The 18,237-nt window shown below is 66.4% G+C and carries 19 protein-coding genes and 1 tRNA gene; 14 read left to right on the top strand and 6 right to left on the bottom strand.

The features are described 5' to 3' along the window. Positions 1–25: 25 nt before the first annotated feature. Entirely contained in the window at positions 26–442 is a 417-nt protein-coding gene (locus tag GO488_RS13885; protein WP_162318415.1) for a VOC family protein, read from the bottom strand. A 126-nt stretch (positions 443–568) separates the two neighbouring features. On the opposite strand from GO488_RS13885, the gene GO488_RS13880 reads away from it, so the two are divergent. From GO488_RS13880 to dpsA (GO488_RS13870), 3 genes are all read left to right on the top strand, one after another. Beyond that, entirely contained in the window at positions 569–997 is a 429-nt protein-coding gene (locus tag GO488_RS13880; RefSeq protein ID WP_162318414.1) for a DUF8146 domain-containing protein, read from the top strand. Positions 998–1,306: 309 nt separating this feature from the next. Continuing rightward, a complete protein-coding gene (gene dpsA / locus GO488_RS13875) occupies positions 1,307–1,882 on the top strand; it encodes a DNA starvation/stationary phase protection protein DpsA (protein WP_162318413.1) in 576 nt (191 codons plus the stop codon). A 2-nt stretch (positions 1,883–1,884) separates the two neighbouring features. Then, positions 1,885–2,463 (top strand): DNA starvation/stationary phase protection protein DpsA, encoded by a 579-nt coding sequence (gene dpsA, locus GO488_RS13870; RefSeq protein ID WP_162318412.1) that lies wholly within the window; start codon positions 1,885–1,887, stop codon positions 2,461–2,463. A gap of 15 nt (positions 2,464–2,478) precedes the next feature. Here dpsA (GO488_RS13870) and GO488_RS13865 read toward each other — a convergent pair whose 3' ends face one another. After that, positions 2,479–2,931: a DUF5814 domain-containing protein gene (locus GO488_RS13865; RefSeq protein ID WP_162318411.1), complete on the bottom strand. Its 453-nt coding sequence runs from the start codon at positions 2,929–2,931 to the stop codon at positions 2,479–2,481. 102 nt (positions 2,932–3,033) lie between these two features. Beyond that, positions 3,034–4,485: a DUF4397 domain-containing protein gene (locus GO488_RS13860; protein ID WP_162318410.1), complete on the bottom strand. Its 1,452-nt coding sequence runs from the start codon at positions 4,483–4,485 to the stop codon at positions 3,034–3,036. Between the two features lie 271 nt (positions 4,486–4,756). Between GO488_RS13860 and GO488_RS13855 the strand changes: the two genes are divergently transcribed. The 3 genes from GO488_RS13855 (at position 4,757) to GO488_RS13845 (ending at position 6,119) form a co-directional block, all read left to right on the top strand. After that, positions 4,757–5,035: an ArsR/SmtB family transcription factor gene (locus tag GO488_RS13855; RefSeq protein WP_162318409.1), complete on the top strand. Its 279-nt coding sequence runs from the start codon at positions 4,757–4,759 to the stop codon at positions 5,033–5,035. Positions 5,036–5,098: 63 nt separating this feature from the next. Continuing rightward, positions 5,099–5,380 (top strand): DUF8036 family membrane protein, encoded by a 282-nt coding sequence (locus tag GO488_RS13850; protein ID WP_162318408.1) that lies wholly within the window; start codon positions 5,099–5,101, stop codon positions 5,378–5,380. A gap of 337 nt (positions 5,381–5,717) precedes the next feature. Next, complete coding sequence (locus tag GO488_RS13845; RefSeq protein ID WP_162318407.1) at positions 5,718–6,119, top strand: SHOCT domain-containing protein; 402 nt, start codon at positions 5,718–5,720, stop codon at positions 6,117–6,119. 70 nt (positions 6,120–6,189) lie between these two features. On the opposite strand, the gene GO488_RS13840 is transcribed toward GO488_RS13845, so the two are convergent. From GO488_RS13840 to GO488_RS13830, 3 genes are all read right to left on the bottom strand, one after another. Continuing rightward, positions 6,190–6,447, bottom strand: a complete 258-nt coding sequence (locus GO488_RS13840) for a DUF8028 family protein (protein ID WP_479682644.1) — start codon at positions 6,445–6,447, stop codon at positions 6,190–6,192. Positions 6,448–6,805: 358 nt separating this feature from the next. Beyond that, complete coding sequence (locus GO488_RS13835; protein WP_241692946.1) at positions 6,806–7,690, bottom strand: universal stress protein; 885 nt, start codon at positions 7,688–7,690, stop codon at positions 6,806–6,808. A 62-nt stretch (positions 7,691–7,752) separates the two neighbouring features. Then, positions 7,753–8,946 carry a site-2 protease family protein gene (locus GO488_RS13830; protein ID WP_162318405.1) on the bottom strand — a complete coding sequence of 398 codons (1,194 nt, stop codon included), beginning with the start codon at positions 8,944–8,946 and terminating at the stop codon, positions 7,753–7,755. A 234-nt stretch (positions 8,947–9,180) separates the two neighbouring features. Between GO488_RS13830 and GO488_RS13825 the strand changes: the two genes are divergently transcribed. The 8 genes from GO488_RS13825 to GO488_RS13790 all read left to right on the top strand — a co-directional run bounded on the left by GO488_RS13825 (position 9,181) and on the right by GO488_RS13790 (position 18,237). After that, positions 9,181–9,558, top strand: a complete 378-nt coding sequence (locus GO488_RS13825) for a CBS domain-containing protein (protein ID WP_164509646.1) — start codon at positions 9,181–9,183, stop codon at positions 9,556–9,558. A gap of 262 nt (positions 9,559–9,820) precedes the next feature. Then, positions 9,821–11,902, top strand: a complete 2,082-nt coding sequence (locus tag GO488_RS13820) for a DEAD/DEAH box helicase (protein ID WP_162318404.1) — start codon at positions 9,821–9,823, stop codon at positions 11,900–11,902. A gap of 39 nt (positions 11,903–11,941) precedes the next feature. Beyond that, a complete protein-coding gene (locus tag GO488_RS13815; protein ID WP_162318403.1) occupies positions 11,942–12,787 on the top strand; it encodes a hypothetical protein in 846 nt (281 codons plus the stop codon). A 75-nt stretch (positions 12,788–12,862) separates the two neighbouring features. Next, complete coding sequence (locus tag GO488_RS13810; RefSeq protein WP_162318655.1) at positions 12,863–14,722, top strand: SLC13 family permease; 1,860 nt, start codon at positions 12,863–12,865, stop codon at positions 14,720–14,722. A gap of 56 nt (positions 14,723–14,778) precedes the next feature. Next, positions 14,779–14,849 (top strand) — tRNA-Pro (locus GO488_RS13805). Positions 14,850–15,086: 237 nt separating this feature from the next. Beyond that, the gene (gene mbhE / locus GO488_RS13800) at positions 15,087–17,438 is read left to right on the top strand and encodes a hydrogen gas-evolving membrane-bound hydrogenase subunit E (protein ID WP_162318402.1); all 2,352 of its coding nucleotides are present in this window, start codon (positions 15,087–15,089) and stop codon (positions 17,436–17,438) included. Continuing rightward, complete coding sequence (locus GO488_RS13795) at positions 17,435–17,899, top strand: MnhB domain-containing protein (RefSeq protein WP_162318401.1); 465 nt, start codon at positions 17,435–17,437, stop codon at positions 17,897–17,899. The genes mbhE and GO488_RS13795 overlap by 4 nt, the downstream gene beginning before the upstream one ends. Continuing rightward, complete coding sequence (locus GO488_RS13790; protein ID WP_162318400.1) at positions 17,896–18,237, top strand: sodium:proton antiporter; 342 nt, start codon at positions 17,896–17,898, stop codon at positions 18,235–18,237. Before GO488_RS13795 ends, GO488_RS13790 begins: the two co-directional genes overlap by 4 nt.

The raw sequence follows: 18,237 nt of genomic DNA, 5'->3' as shown, positions 1-18,237 counted from the left end.
CGCTCGGCTGACTTTTCCCGGGCGATCACGTCTCCAGCAGTTCGACCAGCGTCCCCTCGGGGTCTCGCAGGAAGCAGATACGCGTCCCGCTCTCGGTGGTCTGTGGTTCCGAAAGCGTCTCGACCTCGTCTGAGAGGCCCTCGTAAACGGCGTCCAGGTCCTCGACTTCGAGACCGAGGTGGGTCGCGCCGGGTCGGTTGAGATCCCCGTCGGAACGGGGCTCGCCTTCGGGCGCGTACTCGACGAGTTCTATCCGTGCGCCGCCGGCGTCCAGATGCGCGAAGTCGGCGCTGGCTCCCTCGATACCGACGCCGGTGGCGAAGGCGCCGCCGCCGACGGAGAACCGGGCGAGGACGTCCAGTTCGAGCGCGTCGCGGTAGAACGAGACGGCGCGATCGAGGTCGCTGACGGTGACGGCGTAGTGATGTGCGGTCGCGTCCATACCGGAGGCGCGGCCGGCGCGGGGTAAACGCCTGCGGTTGCTCGGTCGCTTTCTTTCGGCGGCCGGCGTTCCGTGCGAGCGTCTGACAAATCGTTAAATAGGGTGAGTGACGAATTGCAGACAACTATGGGGAACAAGAACAAGACCATCTCCTTTCGCGTGAGCGAGGACAAGTTCGAGACGCTCCGCGAGATCGCCGAGGAGCGGGACATCTCCCTCTCCGCGGTGTTTCGGGACTACGTCGACACGCTGGTCGCCCACGACGGGCAGGTGAAGGTCGCGCCGGAACACGAACTCGAAGCCGCGGAGGAGAGCAACGCCGAGAGCTTCCCGCCGAAGGTCGAGGTGCCGAAGAGCTTCGTCCGCGAGCACGAACGCCTCGAACTGGAAGCCGAACACCTCCGCGAGCAGCTCGAAGAGCACAAGCGCTACGTCACGAAGCTCCGCCAGCAACTCGACGAGATGGACCAGGACGAGGTCATCCACTTAGAGGACCTGGACGAGGGCGAGGACGAGGACGCCTCCTACCGCATCGGCAGTTTCGACGACCGCTGATCGACCGTCGGCGTACTCGTCGCTGTTTCTCTCTCCAGTCGGATGCTAGCTGTTTCGCAAACTTGACAAATATATTATATTTTTATCGGGACCGACGGTCGCCCTCTTTCGGGCGCTTTTCCGAGTCGTAGACCGGCCGAATATCGAATGGGAGACGGTCTGAACGACCTTTTGCTCGTTCGCGCTACCCGCGCCCGCGGTTTGGGCTCGCCTAATTATTATCGCTCTGCTAATATTTATAGGGGAGGCTCGCCAAGGGAGAACAGAGTGATGAGACATGCCACGGGAACGCTCGGTCACGGTGGATAGATGACGAGAGAACAACTGGGCCTGGTCCGCGAACCTGAGCGCGGCGACCGCCGCCAGGAGTGGGGAACGCTCGACGCGAACGAACTCAGAATCGATCGCGACGACGCGGCGGCGGTCGTGGACGCGCTCGGCGTCGATTTCGCCGGCTCGTTCAACCTCTTCTATCTTCTGCGGAAGCACTTCTGGACGGCCGAGGGAGCCGAGTTCCACGAGGTCGCCGAGTTCCTCGAAGCCGCCTACAAGCGCACTCGCGAGGTCAACGACGACCTCGCGGTCCGCATCGTCGAACTGGGCGGGATCCCGCCGAACACGCCCCCGACGATTCAGGAGCGCGCCGCGGTCCACTTAGAGGCGGAGGGTCTCTACGACCTGCGCGCCTCGCTCGCCGGGGACCTCGACGGCTACGCGACGCTGGTCGCGAGCATGCGCGAACACGTCGACCTCGCCGAGGGCGTGGGCGATTCGGGTACGGCGGAGCGCCTGCGCGACCACCTGACGACGCTCGAAGACGACGCTCACGAGATCGAGCAGTTCCTCGAAGACGACACGCTCGTCCGGGAGGGGGCGCTCGACTGACCATGACGAGCACGCCACATCTCCGAGACCCCGGCGCGGACCACCGCCGGCAGGAGTGGGACACCGTCCGCGCGAACGAACTCCGGCTGAACCGGGCCGCTGCGGAAGAGCTGGTGGCGGCACTGAACGCCGAGCTCTCCGGGTTCTACCTGCTGTTCAACCAGGTCAGAAAGCACTACTGGACCGTCGACGGGGCGGAGTTCGGCGACGTCGCCGAGTTCCTCCGGTCGGCCGCCGACAGGCTCGCGGAGATGACCGACGACCTCGCGCTCCGCGTCCACGCCCTCGGCGGCGTACCGGTCTGTGGTCCGATGGGTATCCGACAGCACGCCCCGCTCTCCATCGAGACGCCTCATCGTTACGACGTGCGCTCGTCGCTCTCGCGCGACCTCGACGGCTACGCGACGCTCGCGGTACAGATGCGAGACCACGTCGAACTGGCGGACCGGTTCGGCGACCAGGCGACGAACGAACTGCTGAGCGTCCACCTCAAGATGCTGGAGGAAGACGCCCAGACGCTCGCGCGATACCTGGCCGACGACACGCTCGTCCGGAGCGACGCCGTCGGCTCCGAGAACTAACCCACCTCCGCCGCGTTACATCAGTCGATTGCGTCGCTGCTGTACCTCTTCAGCTACCTCGTCCCGGCCGTCGACCTGGGCCAGCGTCTCGACGGCTTCGAGCGTCCGGACGGAGTCGTCCAGGAAGGAGAGCATATCGCCCGGATAGGCGTACAGCAGGTAGTCGTCGCTCATCACGTCGACGACCGCGTCGGGGCCGAGGCCCTGTTCGCGCAGTTCCAGCAGGTAGGCGACGAACTTCCGCTCGGGACAGCCACAGTGTGGGTTGGCCTGACAGTCACAGTCCAGGAAGTCCTCCGCGAAGTCCAGCACGCGGTCCTGCGAGGCGTCGTCGAGCTTCGCCAGCCCCTCGCCCTGAAAGAGGATGTCCAGCGTCGCCCCCTTGAACGCCCCCTTCGGGAAACTCGTCTCTAGCTGGGAGACGAGCTGCTGGTGGTTCTTGACGTAGATCTTGTCCGTGATGGCCACGCTTGTGGTCGCGTAGGCCGCGGCGACCTAAAAGCGTCTCGGAGACGTGGGCCGAAGCGTTCGGGGACCGGGCGGGAGAAGGATGGGGCGGGGCAGCGGCGGCTACATCCCGCCGGTGTCTTGGGCGACGACGAGGTCGAAGGGGGTGTCGGCCGGCTCGTCGTCCGGCGAGAGGTAGCCCGCGGCGAAGGCGGTGTAGGCCTGTCCGCCGGCGAGACTCACGTCGAAGTCGGCGACGACGTCGCCGTCGTTGCTCTCCGTGTCACCCCGAATCTGGACGGTGTAGTCGCCGGCGGGCACCTCGACCGTCCCGGATTCGGTGTAGGCGACGCCGTCGAACAGCGCGTCGCCGCTCGACGCGGCCGTGATGTCGACGGCCGGCGCGTCCGGCGAGACGTGGACCGCTCGGAGGCGAGCGGTGTCGTCGCTCGGACTGGCGGTGTCGTCCGAGAGCACGAGCGGCTGGAAGGGTTCGTCGGCTTCCTCGCCGATCTCGCCCGCCGCGACGATCGTGTAGGCCTGCCCGCTCTCGACGCTCACGTCACCCTCGAAGACGGACGTCTCGGCGTCGCCGGCGGCGGTGATCTCGACGGTTCGGCTGCCGGCGGGCACGTCGAGGTAGTCGCTGACCGCGCCGAAGGGCACGTCTTCGAGCACCGCCGACCCGTCGACGTAGACGTCGACGTTCGGGGCGTTTGGCGACATGTGCGCGACGCGGACGCTCGCTGGGTCGTCGCCCGTCGACTCGCCCGCCGTGTCCTGTGCGACGACGAGGTCGAAGGGGGTGTCGGCCGGCTCGTCGTCCGGCGAGAGGTAGCCCGCGGCGAAGGCGGTGTAGACCTGCCCGCCGGCGAGGCTCACGTCGAACTCGGCGGCGACGTCGCCGTCGTTGCTCTCCGTGTCGCCGCGGACCTGTAGCGTGTAGTCGCCGGCGGGTACCTCGACGTATTCGGACTCGCCGTAGGCGACGCCGTCGTAGACGGCGTCCCCGCTCGACGCGAGGGTCACGTCGACGGCCGGCGCGTCCGGCGAGGCGTGGACGAGTCGGACGCGAGCCGTCTCGCCGCCGGGGTCGCTGTTGTCGTCTTCCAGAATCAGGGGTTCAAAGGGCTGGTCGGCCTCCTCACCGATCTCGCCGATCGCGGCGACCGTGTAGGCCGTCTCCGCCTCGACCGGGACCGCTCCGGAGAAGACCGACGTGTCTCGGTCGCCGGCGGCGGTGATCTCGACCATCCGCTCGCCGGCGGGCACGTCGAGGTAGTCGCTGACCGCGCCGAAGGGCACGTCTTCGAGCACCGCCGAATCGTCGACGTAGACGTCGACGTTCGGGGCGTTGGGCGACATGTGCGCGACCCGGACCGACGCGTTCCCCATCGGCGTATCGGTCGCGGTCGAAGTTTCTGTCTCCGTCCCGGCGTCAGTAGTCGTCTGGGTATCGGTCCCGTCGCCGCCGCTGCCGCCGTCGCCGGCACACCCGGCGAGGCCGACGGTCAACCCGGTCCCGATGCCGAACAGTACCCGTCGTCGACTCGTCTCCGCTGTATCTGATGACATCCACTCCCGACTGCGTATGATGGATAGATAACAGTTTTCGAGAATCTGCCGAAACTCTCACCCAAATCCGGCCATACTCTCTCTGGGAACGGTTTACGGGCGTTTTAGTTAGCTCCCCCGAAAGGCTTTTACCCTGTATTATCGGAGGTATGAAACATGGACCCCTCCGTCTCCGACCCGGCTGGCGGGGCCGGCCGGGACCGACGCGTCGGGTACCGCTCTGCCCATCCGCCGGTGGATTCTTGCTCGCTGGCGGCAACTATACACCAGCATGGACACGGTCCTCTGGCAGACTCTCGCCGGTACCCGCGGAGGACCGAACCGCGCTCGCGTCTTGCGTGCGCTGGACGAACGGCCCAGAAACGCCAACCAGCTAGCCGATGACCTCGATCTGGCGTACAACACGGCCCGCTACCACCTCGACGTGCTCGAAGCCAACGGGGTCATCACGAGCAGCGAGCAGGACTACGGCGCCGTGTATCTCCCGAGCGACCGGACGCGGAATCACTGGGAGACGGTCGAGAAGATACTCACACAGGTGGACGACTGATATGAGCTCGACGAAACTCCCCCGATGGCCGCGGTCCGCCGTCGGGAGACGGGAGCACGCACGATGAGTCTCGTACTGGACGCCGCCCGCGTCGCAGCGGGCATCAACGTCCTGTTACTGGCGGGGCTGATAGCTATCTGGCTGCGAACCTACCGGGAGATCCGCGCCCCGATGACGCTCGGGACGATCCTGTTCGCCACCTTCCTCCTGGCCGAGAACCTCGTCGCGCTGTATTTCTACTTCAACGCGCCGGCGATGCCGACCCTGGCCGTTCAGGTCATGATGCTCCTGCAAATTCTCGAAACGCTCGGTATCGTCGTGCTGACGTACTTCACGTGGAAGTAGCGTCTTTCGGCGCGGCCGGTCTGCTTTCGTTCCTCGTTCTCGTCCATATCCGAATCTGCCGCAACCGGACGGGTCGGTCCCGTCGCCGGCGTCGGCGTGCGACGCGTTGGCTCTCGGCTGTGAACTCGGGATTCGTAACGTATTTCTGTGCCAGCGAAGTAGCTGAAAACGCCTCAGTAGGCGCGTCCGGGCTGGGGTAGTGGCATCCTTTAGCCTTGTGGTGGCTAAGAGGCGGGTTCAATTCCCGCGCCCGGACTCCCCTTCTCTCGACGCATTCGACGTTCATTCGCCGCTGAGACGCCGCATTTTATTATCTCAGCCGCGCTCGTCTCCGGTGTTGACCACTGCTGGGCCGCTCCGCCGGGCGTCCGAGAACGCGACCGAGATAGTCTCGACGCTCGTCACCGGCGTCTGGCTGGCCGCCCTCTTTACCGGGCAGGACTGGTGGTTGGGATTCATGCTGTTCGGATACGTCGTGCTCGTCCCGCTCACCGCCCTCCTCTTCGGCGACCGCGACGAGATGGAGGAGTGGCGGGACGATCAGTGGGGCGAGTCAGCGGACGCGACATCCGAGCGCGACACCGGGAGCGACGACGCGCTCTCGACGCTTCGGGACCGGTACGCTCGCGGCGAACTGACCGACGAGCAGTTCGAGCGGAAACTGGAGACCCTGCTGGAGACCGAGACGCTCGAGGATCTCGAAGAGAGGGATCGGGAACTGCTCTCGGAACGGGAGTAACGGCTGTTTCGAGTCGATTCGTAGTCGTCTAGTGGTGAGAAATACACCGGACCGGGCGACCGAAGCCGGCTCAGAGCGCGGGCGAGTGGTTCCGACCGACGACGGCACAGACGACGTTCAACGCGACGAGTGCGACGACCGAGCGCGGCGAGGACGCGACGAATCCGGTGACGAGCGTGCTCGCGATGAGGACCGGGAGGAGAATGGTCCCCCAGAAGGCGATCCCTCGGACCAGCGCCGTACACACGCCGGCAGTAACGGTACCGACGGTCCGAAGACTTCTCATATCAGAATCTATACGTGAAAGCGGTGAGCGTGCGATGGACATGGCTGATTCGTGTACCGCAACCATGAACTCGAATCGTCATATAAAGTCGATATTATTCACGTCAGTTTTCGAAGTTCGTCTGCAACTGTTTCGATTGCGGATATTTTATAACCGATACAAACGGCCCAAGAGTGGCGAAAACGGCAGAATCGCTTAGCCGAATAAGTCCGCAGTTAGCGCTCTCACTTACCTCTCAGTAACACATTTTCTCTATTGTCTGTCTGACTTATTAGTACAAAATATGATGGTTTCTCCGGGTCTTTATATCAGGGATAAAATATTTGAATACTTTTACTATAGCCATCTCGGCCGGTACCGTCCGACTGGTGCGGTCCACGCTGGCGGTCGGTGAGAGGGTTCACTCGGCCGGTGACTGCTTCACCGAAAGCACCGGTACGTCCGCCAGACGGACGATGCGTTCGGTAACGCTCCCGAGAATGTACCGCTCTAAGCCGGTTCGACCGTGCGTCCCCATCACGATGCAGTCGATCTCGTGTTCGTCGGCGTAGTCCACGATCGAGCGATGTGGATTGCCAGTCAGGAGCTCGGTTTCGACGGTCGAGACGCCCGCGTCCGTGGCGCGGGTCTCGATAGTCTCGACCGCTTGCTCGCCGACGTCTTCGAGCGCCTTGAGCAGATCGCTGGGGTCGACTTGGGTGTCGAGCAGATATGGATCAACGACGTGAACGACGTGGAGTGCCGCGTCCGTGGCCAGCGCGAGATCGATGGCGCGGTCGGCGGCGACGAGCGCGCCGTCGCTTCCGTCGGTCGGGACCAGGATTCGTTCGAACGGGAACCCGAGGGTGGTCTCCTCGTGGACGGTCAACACCGGAACCGACGCCTCACGGAGCGTCCGCTCGGCGACGCTCCCGAGGACGAACCGGTCCAGTCCGGTCCGCCCGTACGTCCCCATCACGATGCAGTCGACGTCGTGGTCGTCGGCGTAGTCGAGGATGCCCCGATGTATCGGGACGCCGCCGACGATGACCGACGTGGTCGCCTCGACGCCGGCCTCGGCCGCTCGCTCGGCGGCCGCCGTCGTCGCTTCCGAGCCGACCGATGCGAACTGGTCGGCGTCGTCGTCTTCGACTCCTGGCGGGAGTTCGCCCATCTCCAGGACGTGGATAGCGTGTAGATGCGCGTCGAAGCGGTCGGCGAGCGTGATCGCCGCCGAGACGGCGGCGTCGGCGACTTCGCTGCCATCGGTCGGAACCACGATCTGGTCGAACATTGTCGTTCGCATTGACATAGTTGCGACGCGCTCTTAGTACCCGCCGTCCGTATCCCGGTATCTCGGTCACTCCTTCAGGACTCCGTCCGGAGCGTCTGTGAGTCGGCGTCGTCGGCGACCCCGTACGCGTCGCTTGATTTGATGATGGAGAGGGCGGTCATGATGTCCGTGCGAGTGAGCAGGCCGAGGAACTCGCCGTCCTCGTCGGTGACGATGAGCCGGCCCACGGAGTTGCCCTGGAGTTGGCTCAGCGCGTCCATCACGTCCGTCTCGGGACCGGTCGTGACCAGGTCGGTCGTCATCACGTCGCCGACGGTGTAGGCGTCGCGCTCGACCTCCCGGACCGCGCGGGCGTCCTCTAAGGTCACGAGGCCGACGATCTCGCCGTCCTTCTCGACGGGATAGCCGGTGTGGCGCTCCTCGAACATCGTCCGGATGAGCTCGGTGACGGACTGTTTCGGCGTGACCGCGGTGACGCGGTCGGCGGGCGTCATCACGTCCCTGACGGTGACGCCCTCGAAGGCGGCCCGCATCGTCATCTGGCGGGACTCGCCCTGTGCGCCGATGTAGATGAAGAAGGCGAGGCCGGCCAGCAGGAGGTTGTTGGCGACGAACAGGCCGAACAGGCCGAGTCCGACGGCGAATATCTTCCCGACCTCGGCGGCGATCTGGGTCGCGCGGGCGTACGAGCGGGTGCGAGCGAGCAGCGCCCGCAGGACGCGCCCGCCGTCCATCGGGAACCCCGGGAGCATGTTGAACACCGCCAGCGCGACGTTCATCAGCGCCAGGTAGGCGAAGACGAAACGCGCGCCCTCGATAGCCGCCGATTGCGTTCCGGGGAGCACGGCGAACGCGACGTAGGAGAGCACGCCGAGAGCGACGCTGACGGCGGGGCCGGCGACGGCGATCGCCAGCTCCTGCTTCCAGTCTTCGGGCATCTCCGTCAGCTGCGCGATGCCGCCGAAGAGCCACAGCGTGATCGAGTCGATGGGGTAGCCGTACCGAATGGCGACGAGCGAGTGGCCCAGTTCGTGGAGCACGACGCCGGTGAAGAGGCCGACGGCGGCGAGGACGCCGAGCACCCACACGAGGTTTCCGTCGACCAACACGGCGGGGTCGAGTCCCGCCCCGAGCGTGTCGTTCAGCAGTTCGACCGTATTCCCTATCTCCGTGCCGATAATCCACGCGAACAGCGGCAAGACTAACAGAAAGGTCAAATCGAGCTGAATGGGGATGCCGAAGGCGCTCCCGATTCGAAACCGACGCATACGATACGTTGTCGGCGGCGCGACTTAAGCGCGCTGTGGGCTAGCAGTTGTCGGGTGCATCGCTGCTATCGAGGGGAGAGATATAGCGCCAGAAAGACCCCACCGAGCGCGCTCCCATTCTTTATATCCTCCTATCCAGAAAAATGGAAATCTTCCGGCACGCTCTCGGCTCTGAAGAGAGGGCCGTTGCCGGTACGAGAAACTATCTTGGTACTTGCGTTCGTCTCTGAGAGTATGAGCTCCAGCGATAGAGTTACTGTCGAAGAAGTCATGTCAAGCCCCCTCGAGATGATCTCGGCGGATGCAACGGTCGAGGAAGCCGTACAACAGATGAGAGGGAAGGAAGTCAACGCTCTGGTTGTCAGAACTACACCGCGGGCCATCATCAGCAGTACCGACGTACTCGCCGCCGTGGCTGACGGGCGAAACGTCTCGGAGTTACAGGTATCGGATATAATGACGACCGACGTCGAAACCGCCTCTCCGGACAATTATATGGAGGAGGTCGCCGCGATGATGACCACGTACGGTGTCAAACACCTCCCCGTCGTTGACGACGATTACGTCGGGATGATCTCCTCGACCGACGTGGCCGCCTACCTTTCGAAATGAGGACTACGGCGAGCCCGCCGAAATCGGTGGATACGTCTCCTATATTCAGGAGATGATTGCCAACACAGTTCGGCGATCTCGCTCGCCGCCTCGATGACCGCTTCACCTATATTGACCACACCGAGTCGGAATACGTCGTCTGTCGAGGATTTCGACAAAGCCGGCTGCTTGCACCGACCCAATCGCTCACGACGAACCGAACGCCGCTTTCGTCGGTTCCGTGTCGAGTGACTGAAGTAGGTCCCCCGCCGTACATACGGTCGTGTCTCAGCAGGCCGCACAGGTGGATACGCTGTTCCTCCACGAACACGGCGAGGACGTGCGGGTAGTCGCCAACCGCGATGGCGGGCGACTCTTTCACGGCGTCCTCGAACTGAAGGAGACCGATGCGGGGCCGCGGCCCCGCCGGCTCCGCATCAGGGACGGGACCAGCGAGGACCTCCGATCGCCCGACCAGTTCGTCGAACTCGCCCGCCGAGCGGCCCGCATCCGCATCTCCGAGCAGACCTCGCCCAACGCCCGCGACCGCATCCGCGAGATGCTCGACGGCTACCAACTCGACGCGAAGGTCGTCCGGACCTGTCGGTACTGTTCGAACGCGGGGCGCTATTCGCCGATCACGAGCGAGACGGCCATCGAGGCCGACGGGGAGACCATCTGCCCGTCCTGCGCCCGCGAGGAACTGGACCGCGAACTCGCCTTCCAGGGCGACATCACCGGCGACGCCCGCGCGCGCCTCGAAGACCTCCTGCTCGAAGTGCAGGACCTAGAGCGCATCACGAACCTGCTGTCGGGGCAACTCGACCCCGACCTGACGAAATTCGACGAGATCTCGGCGACGACGGAGGACGTAGAGCCCGTCGCCGTCAATTCGCTGGGGCTGCACCCGGGCATCCAGCAACACCTCGAAGGCCGCTTCGAGACGCTGTTGCCGGTCCAGAGCCTCGCGGTGGAACACGGCGCGACCGACGGCGCGGACCAGCTGGTCGTCTCCGCGACGGCGACGGGGAAGACCCTCATCGGCGAGATGGCAGGGCTGGACCGCGTCTTGAACGGCAAGGGGACGATGCTGTTTCTCGTCCCGCTGGTGGCGCTGGCCAACCAGAAGTACGAGTCGTTCCAGGAGCGCTACGGCGACATGGTCGACGTCTCCCTGCGGGTCGGCGCGAGTCGCATCGCCGACGAAGGGGGTCGCTTCGACCCCGACGCCGACGTCATCGTCGGCACCTACGAGGGGATCGATCACGCGCTGCGGACGGGCAAGGACCTGGGCAATATCGGCACCGTCGTCATCGACGAGGTGCACACGCTCGGCGAGGACGAGCGCGGCCACCGACTCGACGGCCTCATCTCCCGGCTGAAGTACTACTGCGAGCGCGGGACGACGGAGGCGTCCCGGGACAAGCGAGCGGGCAACGCCAGCGAGCACAGCGGCGACACGCAGTGGATCTACCTCTCGGCGACGGTCGGCAACCCCGGCCAACTCGCGAAGAAGCTCCGGGCGAATCTAGTCGAGTTCGAGGAGCGACCGGTCCCCATCGAGCGCCACCTCACCTTCGCCGACGGCCGCGAGAAGATCGACACCGAGAACAAGCTGGTCAAGCGCGCGTTCGACACGAAATCGAGCAAGGGGTACCGCGGCCAGACCATCATCTTCACCAACTCCCGGCGGCGCTGTCACCAGATCTCCCGCAAACTCAACTACAGCTCCGCGCCGTATCACGCCGGACTGGACAACCGCAAGCGCCAGCAGGTCGAACGGCAGTTCGCCGACCAAGAGCTGGCGGCCGTCGTCACGACCGCGGCGCTGGCGGCCGGCGTGGACTTCCCCGCCTCGCAGGTCATCTTCGACTCGCTGGCGATGGGCATCGAGTGGCTCACCGTCCAGGAGTTCAGCCAGATGCTCGGCCGGGCGGGGCGGCCGGACTACCACGACAAGGGGACGGTGTACCTCCTCGTCGAACCCGACTGCTCGTATCACAACAGCATGGAGATGACCGAGGACGAGGTGGCGTTCAAACTCCTCAAGGGGGAGATGGAACCGGTCATCACCCGCTACGACGAGGGCGCGGCCGTCGAGGAGACGCTGGCGAACGTCACCGTCGCCGGCAAGCAGGCCAAGCGGCTCAACGACCGGATGATCGGCGAACTGCCGACCAAACACGCGCTCGGGAAACTGCTGGAGTACGACTTCATCGACGGCCTCTCGCCGACGCCGCTCGGGCGAGCCGTCACGCGGCACTTCCTCGCGCCCGACGAGTCCTTCCAGTTGCTCGACGGCATCCGCAAGGGACTGGACCCCTACGACATCGTCGCCGAGATGGAACTGCGCGAGGAGCAGTAGGGCCACACCTTCTTGTGGTTCGGCCGTCTTCGCCCGTCCATGGGGCTGTTCGATAAGGTCCGCCGCGCGGTCGGCGGCAGCGAAGACGAGTCGGCCGACGACGAGTCGAGCGACGCCGACGACTCGGAACCGGACGGCCGAGCGACGACGGAATCCACGGCGGATCCGGAGCAGGACGACCGAGCGGGCGAGGGGCCCGCGGACGACTCGGAACTGATAGGCGAGGCCGAGGGACCGGCGGCCGACGCTGCCGAGGTCGAGGGCGGAGCCGCCTCGGAGCCGCGGGCGTTCGCCGACGCGACCGACGAACGAGGCGACGCCGACGCGGGAACCGCGCCCGACGCTGGCGACGCTGACGGCCCGGCCGGAGACCCGCCGTCGGCTGGTCCGTCCGCCGCTTCGGACTCTCCGGCCACCGACCCGCCACCGGTCGACTCGACCGCCGAATCGTCTCCCGCCACCGAGGACCTCAGCGCCGAGTACGCCGAGACGGCGACCGACTTCGCGGAGTTCTGGGGCGAGCGCGACCTCGATTTCACGCCGGAGTCGCTCTCCCGGTTGGACGACCTCGTCGAGTCGGAGTGGGACGGCGACCGGTTCGCGGACGCGACGTTCGGCAGCGAGGCGACGTTCGACGACCGCGCTTTCACGAGCGTCACGCGAGAACTCGGGAGCTACTTCGGCGAGGTGCTGGTCCGGGACCTCGCCGGCGAGTGGAGCGACGAGACCGACCACGAGGCCGTCGTCGTCGTCAGCGGGTGGGACGGCCGACTCGCCGTCCCCGTGTTTCGGGTCGCCGCGAACTCGCTCCGGGAGACCGCGACCTTCGCCCGGAGCTACGAGGCGCTACTGGCCGATATCGACGCCGAGACGAGCGGGGAGTGACCTCGGCGAAATCCCCACGCTTTTGCTACCGCCAGTCCACTCCCCGGTGTGTCGCTGCCACCCGTCACGCCAGGGATGGCGTTCGTGTTCGCGCTGATACTCGTCGCGCTCGCCCTCTTCGCCACCGAGGCGCTGCCCGTTGACGTGACCGCGATCGGCGTGATGGTCGCGCTGATGCTCGTCGAACCGACCACCGAGTCGCTCGTCCAGGCCGGCGTGTTGGCCGAGCCGATCTACATCCTCCACCAGCCCGGCGACGGCGTCTCGCCGCTGACACAGGGGCTCTCGGGCTTCGCCTCGACGGCGACCATCACCGTGCTGGCGATGTTCATCCTCTCCGACGGCGTCCAGCGGACCGGCATCGTCCAGATTCTCGGCTCGAAACTCGCCTCGCTGACCGGCGACGACGAGACGCGACAACTCGGGGCGACCGTCGGTCTGGTCGGCCCCATCTCGGGGTTCATCAACAACACCGCCGCCGTCGCCATCCTCCTGCCGATGGTGACCGACATCGCCCACAGCGGGAAGATATCGCCGTCGAAACTGCTCTTGCCGCTCTCCTACGCCTCGATGTTCGGCGGGATGCTCACACTCATCGGCACCTCGACGAACATCCTCGCCTCGCAGCTGTCGGCGGACTTACTCGGTCAGCCGTTCTCGATGTTCGAGTTCACCCAGTTGGGAATCGTCGTCACCCTCGTGGGCACAATCTATCTGCTGACGATCGGCCGATGGCTCGTCCCCGGACGCATCCCGGCCCGCGAGGACCTCACCGACGAGTTCGAGATGGGCGAGTACCTCACCGAGGTCGTCGTCCGCGAGGACTCCCCCATCGTCGGCCAGACGGTTCGCGAGGCGCTGGCCGAGACCGACTTCGACGTGGACGTCATCCAGCTCATCCGCGGCAAGCGGACCTTCCTCGAACCGCTCGATCCCAAGACCATCCAGGCGGGCGACGTCTTCGCGCTCCGGACCGACCGGGACACGCTCGTGGACCTACTCGACGCCGAGGGGCTCGACCTCCTCCCGGAGGTGGACGTGGACGACGCCGAACTCGAACGCGCGAGCGAACAGCAGAACCTCGTGGAGATCGTCGTCTCGCCGGGGTCGTCGCTCGTCGGTGAGACGCTGACCTCGGCGAACTTCCGACAGCGCTACGACGCGACGGTGCTGGCGCTTCGCCGCGGTCGCGAGCTGTTCCGCCAGCGGATGGACCGCGTCGGCCTGAAGGTCGGCGACACCCTCCTCGTCCAGGCGACGGCCGACAGCATCGACCGCCTCAACGTCAACAACGACTTCATCGTCGCACAGGAGGTCGAACGGCCCGATTACCGCCGGTCGAAGATCCCCGTCGCCGTCGGCATCGTCGCCGCCGTCGTCGCCGTCGCCGCCCTGACGCCCATCCACATCGTCGTCTCGGCGCTCGCCGGTGCGGTGGCGATGATCCTCACCGGCTGTCTCCGCCCGCCGGAACTGTACGACGCCGTCCAGTGGGACGTCATCTTCCTGCTCGCGGGGGTCATCCCGCTCGGCATCGCCCTGCAGGAGACCGGCGGTGCGGACTTACTCGCCGAGGCGTTCGTCCTGGCCGCCCCCGGCCTGCCCGCCATCGTCGTGCTGGGGCTGATGTACGTCGTCACCGCGCTGCTGACAAACGTCATCTCGAACAACGCCTCGGTGGTGCTGATGATCCCCGTCGCCGTCGAGGCCGCCCGGCAACTGGAGGCAAACGCCTTCGCGTTCGTCCTCGCGGTGACGTTCGCGGCCTCGACGGCATTCATGACCCCCGTCGGCTATCAGACCAACTTATTGGTCTACGGTCCCGGCGGCTACCGGTTCACCGACTACGTGAAGGTCGGCGCGCCGCTACAGGCCGTCTTCGCCGTCGTGACGACGCTCGGCATCGCCTTCTTCTGGGGCCTCGCTCCCGCGTGACACGGGGCGTTCCTCAACGAAACGCTTTACTCGGTTACGCGGAGAGAAGTATATGCGGGACCATGGGTTAGTGGTATACTCCGAGCCTTGGGTGCTCGTGACCCCGGTTCGAATCCGGGTGGTCCCACTTCTACGCTGATTTACCGCTTATCGACCGATTTTCGCGCCGCCGAAATCACTTCACGTCGTCGGCGAACGCGAATTCGACTCTCGGATGCAACTCCGCGTCGAAGCGCCGAAGCAGTCCCAAGCCAGCATCAACTGGGCCGACGAGTACCGATTCGAGGAACGCTGGCCGCTCGAAGTCTCCGGGGTGGCCGGCAACAGGGACTAAGTGTGCGCTGGCAGTACGTGGATGCACTCGATGGCCCCCGATTTTTCCGTCGTAGCCGCTGCCGTGGCACTCCCGTTCCTCGCCGCGCTGACAGCGCCGCCGCTCTACCGGGCGCTCGGCGACCGGACCGGGTACGTCGGCGCGCTCGTCGCGGCGTCGTCGTTCGCGCTCGTGAGCACGCAACTCGGCGCGGAGGGCGTCGTCGCCGTCCCCTGGATCCCGTCGCTCGGCGTCGCGGTCCGCTTCGCCGTCGACGGGTGGGCGCTGCTGTTCGCGCTGCTGGCCAGCGGCGTCGGCGTCGTCGTGTTCACCTACTCGGCGACGTACATGCACGGCGGGGAGAACCTCGGGCGGTACTACGGCGTGTTGCTGGCGTTCATGGGGTCGATACTCGGCGTCGCGTTCGCGGCGGACATGGTCGTCCTCTTCCTCTGTTGGGAGCTGACGAGCGTCTGTTCGTTCCTGCTCATCGGCCACGAGACGACCAGCGACGACTCGCGCTACGCCGCCCGGATGGCGATGGTCGTCACCGTCGGCAGCGGGCTCTGCCTGCTGGCCGGCCTCTTGTTGCTCGCGGTGGCCGCCGGCGGCCCGCTCGGCGGCACCACGTTCGACCTCGCGGCGATACTCGCGAACGGCGAGGCGGTCCGGGCGGCGCTGCGCGAGTCGGGGCTGTTCCTCCCGGTGTTGGGCTTGCTGGCTATCGCGGCCGGCGCGAAGTCCGCGCAGGTGCCGCTTCACTTCTGGCTGCCCAACGCGATGGTCGCGCCGACGCCGGTGTCGGCGTTCCTGCACTCGGCGACGATGGTGAAGGTGGGCGTCTACTTCGTCGGCCGCGTCCGGCCGCTGTTCCTCGGGCCCGAGTGGACGGCGCTGTTCGCGACGCTGGGACTGGCGACGATGCTCGTCGGCGCGACGCTGGCGGTGGTCGCGAGCGACAGCAAGGAACTGCTGGCGTACTCGACGGCGAGTCACCTCGGCCTGCTGGTCGCCGCCTTCGGCTTCGGGTCGTACTACGGCCCGCAGGCGGGGAGCTTCCACCTCCTGAACCACGGGCTGTTCAAGGCGGCGCTGTTCCTGGTGGCCGGCATCGTCGTCCACGAGGCCGGCACGCGCAACCTCAACCGCCTCGGAGGGCTCTGGCGGGAGCTCCCGGTGACGGCGGCAATAACGGTCGTCGGGACGCTCTCGATGGCCGGTCTCCCGCCGTTCAACGGCTTCTACTCGAAGGAGCTGCTGTTCAAGGCGGCCTACGAGACGGCGGTCACGGCCGGCGGGCTCGCGTGGGTCTACCCGACGGTCGCCGTCCTCGCGAGCGCGCTCACCGTCGTCTACTCGCTGCGGTTCCTCTGGATATTCCTCGGGGATCGGCCCTCGGAGCTGGAAGTCGCGGGCCGCCCCTCCACTGGACTGCTCGCACCGGCCGGAGCGCTGGCGCTGGTCGCGGCGGTCGTCGGACTCGTCCCGCAAGCGGCCGTCGACGTCGCCGTCCAGGCGGCCGCCGACGCAACGGCGACCGAGGTACACGCGATCCACGCCGTCATCCCGACCCACCTCTCGGGACCGGTCGCGATGTCCCTGACGACGTTCGCACTCGGATTCGCCGCGTTCCCGGCCCGCGACCGCCTCCAAACGGGCGTCGACCGCGTCATCAGCGCCGGGACGCCGCTGTGGCCCAATCGGTGGTACGACCGGCTGGTCGACGGGGCCACGACCACCAGCATCCGCCTCGACGCCGTCGTCCACGGCGGGGCGCTGCGGACCTACGTCCTCTGGGCGCTCGGGTCGGCCAGCGCGCTCGCGCTCGTCGGGTTCGTCGCCGCCGACGTCGCCGTCCGGCCGACCCCGGAACTCGGCGTCCCCCTCGCGGTGGCGCTCGTCCTCGCGGTGGCGCTCGTGGCCGGTGGCGCGATCCTGACGGCCCCCTCGCACGTCGCCGGCGTGCTCACGCTATCGATTCTGGGGTTCATGATCGCCATCTTCTACGTCCTCGCCAGCGCGCCGGACCTGGCGCTGACCCAGCTCATCGTCGAGACGCTCGTCCTGCTGATATTCCTCCTCGTGCTCGACCGGGTGCCGGCGTTCTACCACGACGTAGACGCCAGGGTCGCCCTCACCGACGGGGCGATCTCGCTCGCGGTCGGCGCGGCGGCGTTCGTCTCGGTGCTGGTCGCGGGCCGCGGCGCGAACGAGGCCCCGACGGCCATCGCCGAGTACTACGTCTCGCAGGCGGTCCCGAGGGCCGGCGGGACGAACGTCGTCAACGTCGTGCTCGTCGACTACCGCGGGTTCGACACGCTCGGCGAGAGCTTCGTCATCGCCATCGCCGCCATCGCGGTGATGGTGCTGCTGACGATGCGCAACCGGGGTGAGACGGAGTGACGACGACCATCACCAGGACGACCATCAGGGTCGTCGTCCCCATCGTCCTCGTCGTCGCGATCCTGCTGCTCCTGCAGGGCCACAAGCTACCGGGCGGCGGGTTCATCGGCGGCGTCCTGACGACGGCGGCGCTCGTCCTCGTCTACGTCGCGTACGGACTGGACTACGTGGAGATGGAGGTCCTCGACCGGGAGGTCGAGTCGGGCGGGGGCATCTTCGAGCGCCGCATCGTCACCGCCTACCGGCGGCTGTTCTCCCTCGGGCTCGGGCTGGCCGTGGTCAGCGGCGTCGCGGGGCTGCTGTTCGGCGAGCCGTTCCTCTCGCAGTCGTTCGTCGTCTTCCACGGCGTGCCGATCTATCACGAGGTCGAACTGGCGAGCGCGCTCCTGTTCGACCTCGGCATCTACGGCGTCGTCGTCGGCGGCCTGCTGACCATCGTCTCGGTGGTGGGAGCCGAATGAGCCTCGCGCTCGCTACCGTCGTCGGCGGCCTGTTCGCGCTGGGGACCTTCCTCCTGCTCCGCCGGGACCTCGTGCGGGTCGTCTGGGGCGTCGCCGTCCTCTCGCAGGCGGCGAACGTCTACCTCATCTCGATGGGCGGCGTCGCCGAGGGGAGCTTCACGCAGGTGCCGATACTCGCGACTCACGGCGGGGAAGTCCCCGAAACCGCTGACCCGGTTGTCCAGGCGCTGGTGTTGACCGCCATCGTCATCAGCCTCGGCACGACCGCGCTGGCGCTGGTCCTGTCGTATCGCGCCTACGAGGAGAACGAGACCGTCGACGTCCAGAGGTGGCGGTAG

This window comes from Haloarcula limicola (assembly GCF_010119205.1).
GTDB classification, from domain to species: domain Archaea; phylum Halobacteriota; class Halobacteria; order Halobacteriales; family Haloarculaceae; genus Haloarcula; species Haloarcula limicola.
The sequence above is the reverse complement of the archived record's forward strand: the minus strand, read 5'-3'. Positions and strand labels throughout refer to the sequence as shown.

Excerpts from the sequence above, each read along its gene's own strand:
- mbhE (WP_162318402.1), top strand. The coding sequence starts at position 15,087 with ATGGCCCCCGATTTTTCCGTCGTAGCCGCTGCCGTGGCACTCCCGTTC.
- GO488_RS13815 (WP_162318403.1), top strand. The coding sequence starts at position 11,942 with ATGGGGCTGTTCGATAAGGTCCGCCGCGCGGTCGGCGGCAGCGAAGAC.
- GO488_RS13860 (WP_162318410.1), bottom strand. The coding sequence starts at position 4,485 with ATGTCATCAGATACAGCGGAGACGAGTCGACGACGGGTACTGTTCGGC.
- GO488_RS13825 (WP_164509646.1), top strand. The coding sequence starts at position 9,181 with ATGAGCTCCAGCGATAGAGTTACTGTCGAAGAAGTCATGTCAAGCCCC.
- dpsA (WP_162318413.1), top strand. The coding sequence starts at position 1,307 with ATGACGAGAGAACAACTGGGCCTGGTCCGCGAACCTGAGCGCGGCGAC.
- dpsA (WP_162318412.1), top strand. The coding sequence starts at position 1,885 with ATGACGAGCACGCCACATCTCCGAGACCCCGGCGCGGACCACCGCCGG.
- GO488_RS13885 (WP_162318415.1), bottom strand. The coding sequence starts at position 442 with ATGGACGCGACCGCACATCACTACGCCGTCACCGTCAGCGACCTCGAT.
- GO488_RS13840 (WP_479682644.1), bottom strand. The coding sequence starts at position 6,447 with ATGTCCATCGCACGCTCACCGCTTTCACGTATAGATTCTGATATGAGA.
- GO488_RS13880 (WP_162318414.1), top strand. The coding sequence starts at position 569 with ATGGGGAACAAGAACAAGACCATCTCCTTTCGCGTGAGCGAGGACAAG.
- GO488_RS13855 (WP_162318409.1), top strand. The coding sequence starts at position 4,757 with ATGGACACGGTCCTCTGGCAGACTCTCGCCGGTACCCGCGGAGGACCG.
- GO488_RS13835 (WP_241692946.1), bottom strand. The coding sequence starts at position 7,690 with ATGCGAACGACAATGTTCGACCAGATCGTGGTTCCGACCGATGGCAGC.
- GO488_RS13830 (WP_162318405.1), bottom strand. The coding sequence starts at position 8,946 with ATGCGTCGGTTTCGAATCGGGAGCGCCTTCGGCATCCCCATTCAGCTC.
- GO488_RS13810 (WP_162318655.1), top strand. The coding sequence starts at position 12,863 with ATGGCGTTCGTGTTCGCGCTGATACTCGTCGCGCTCGCCCTCTTCGCC.
- GO488_RS13790 (WP_162318400.1), top strand. The coding sequence starts at position 17,896 with ATGAGCCTCGCGCTCGCTACCGTCGTCGGCGGCCTGTTCGCGCTGGGG.
- GO488_RS13850 (WP_162318408.1), top strand. The coding sequence starts at position 5,099 with ATGAGTCTCGTACTGGACGCCGCCCGCGTCGCAGCGGGCATCAACGTC.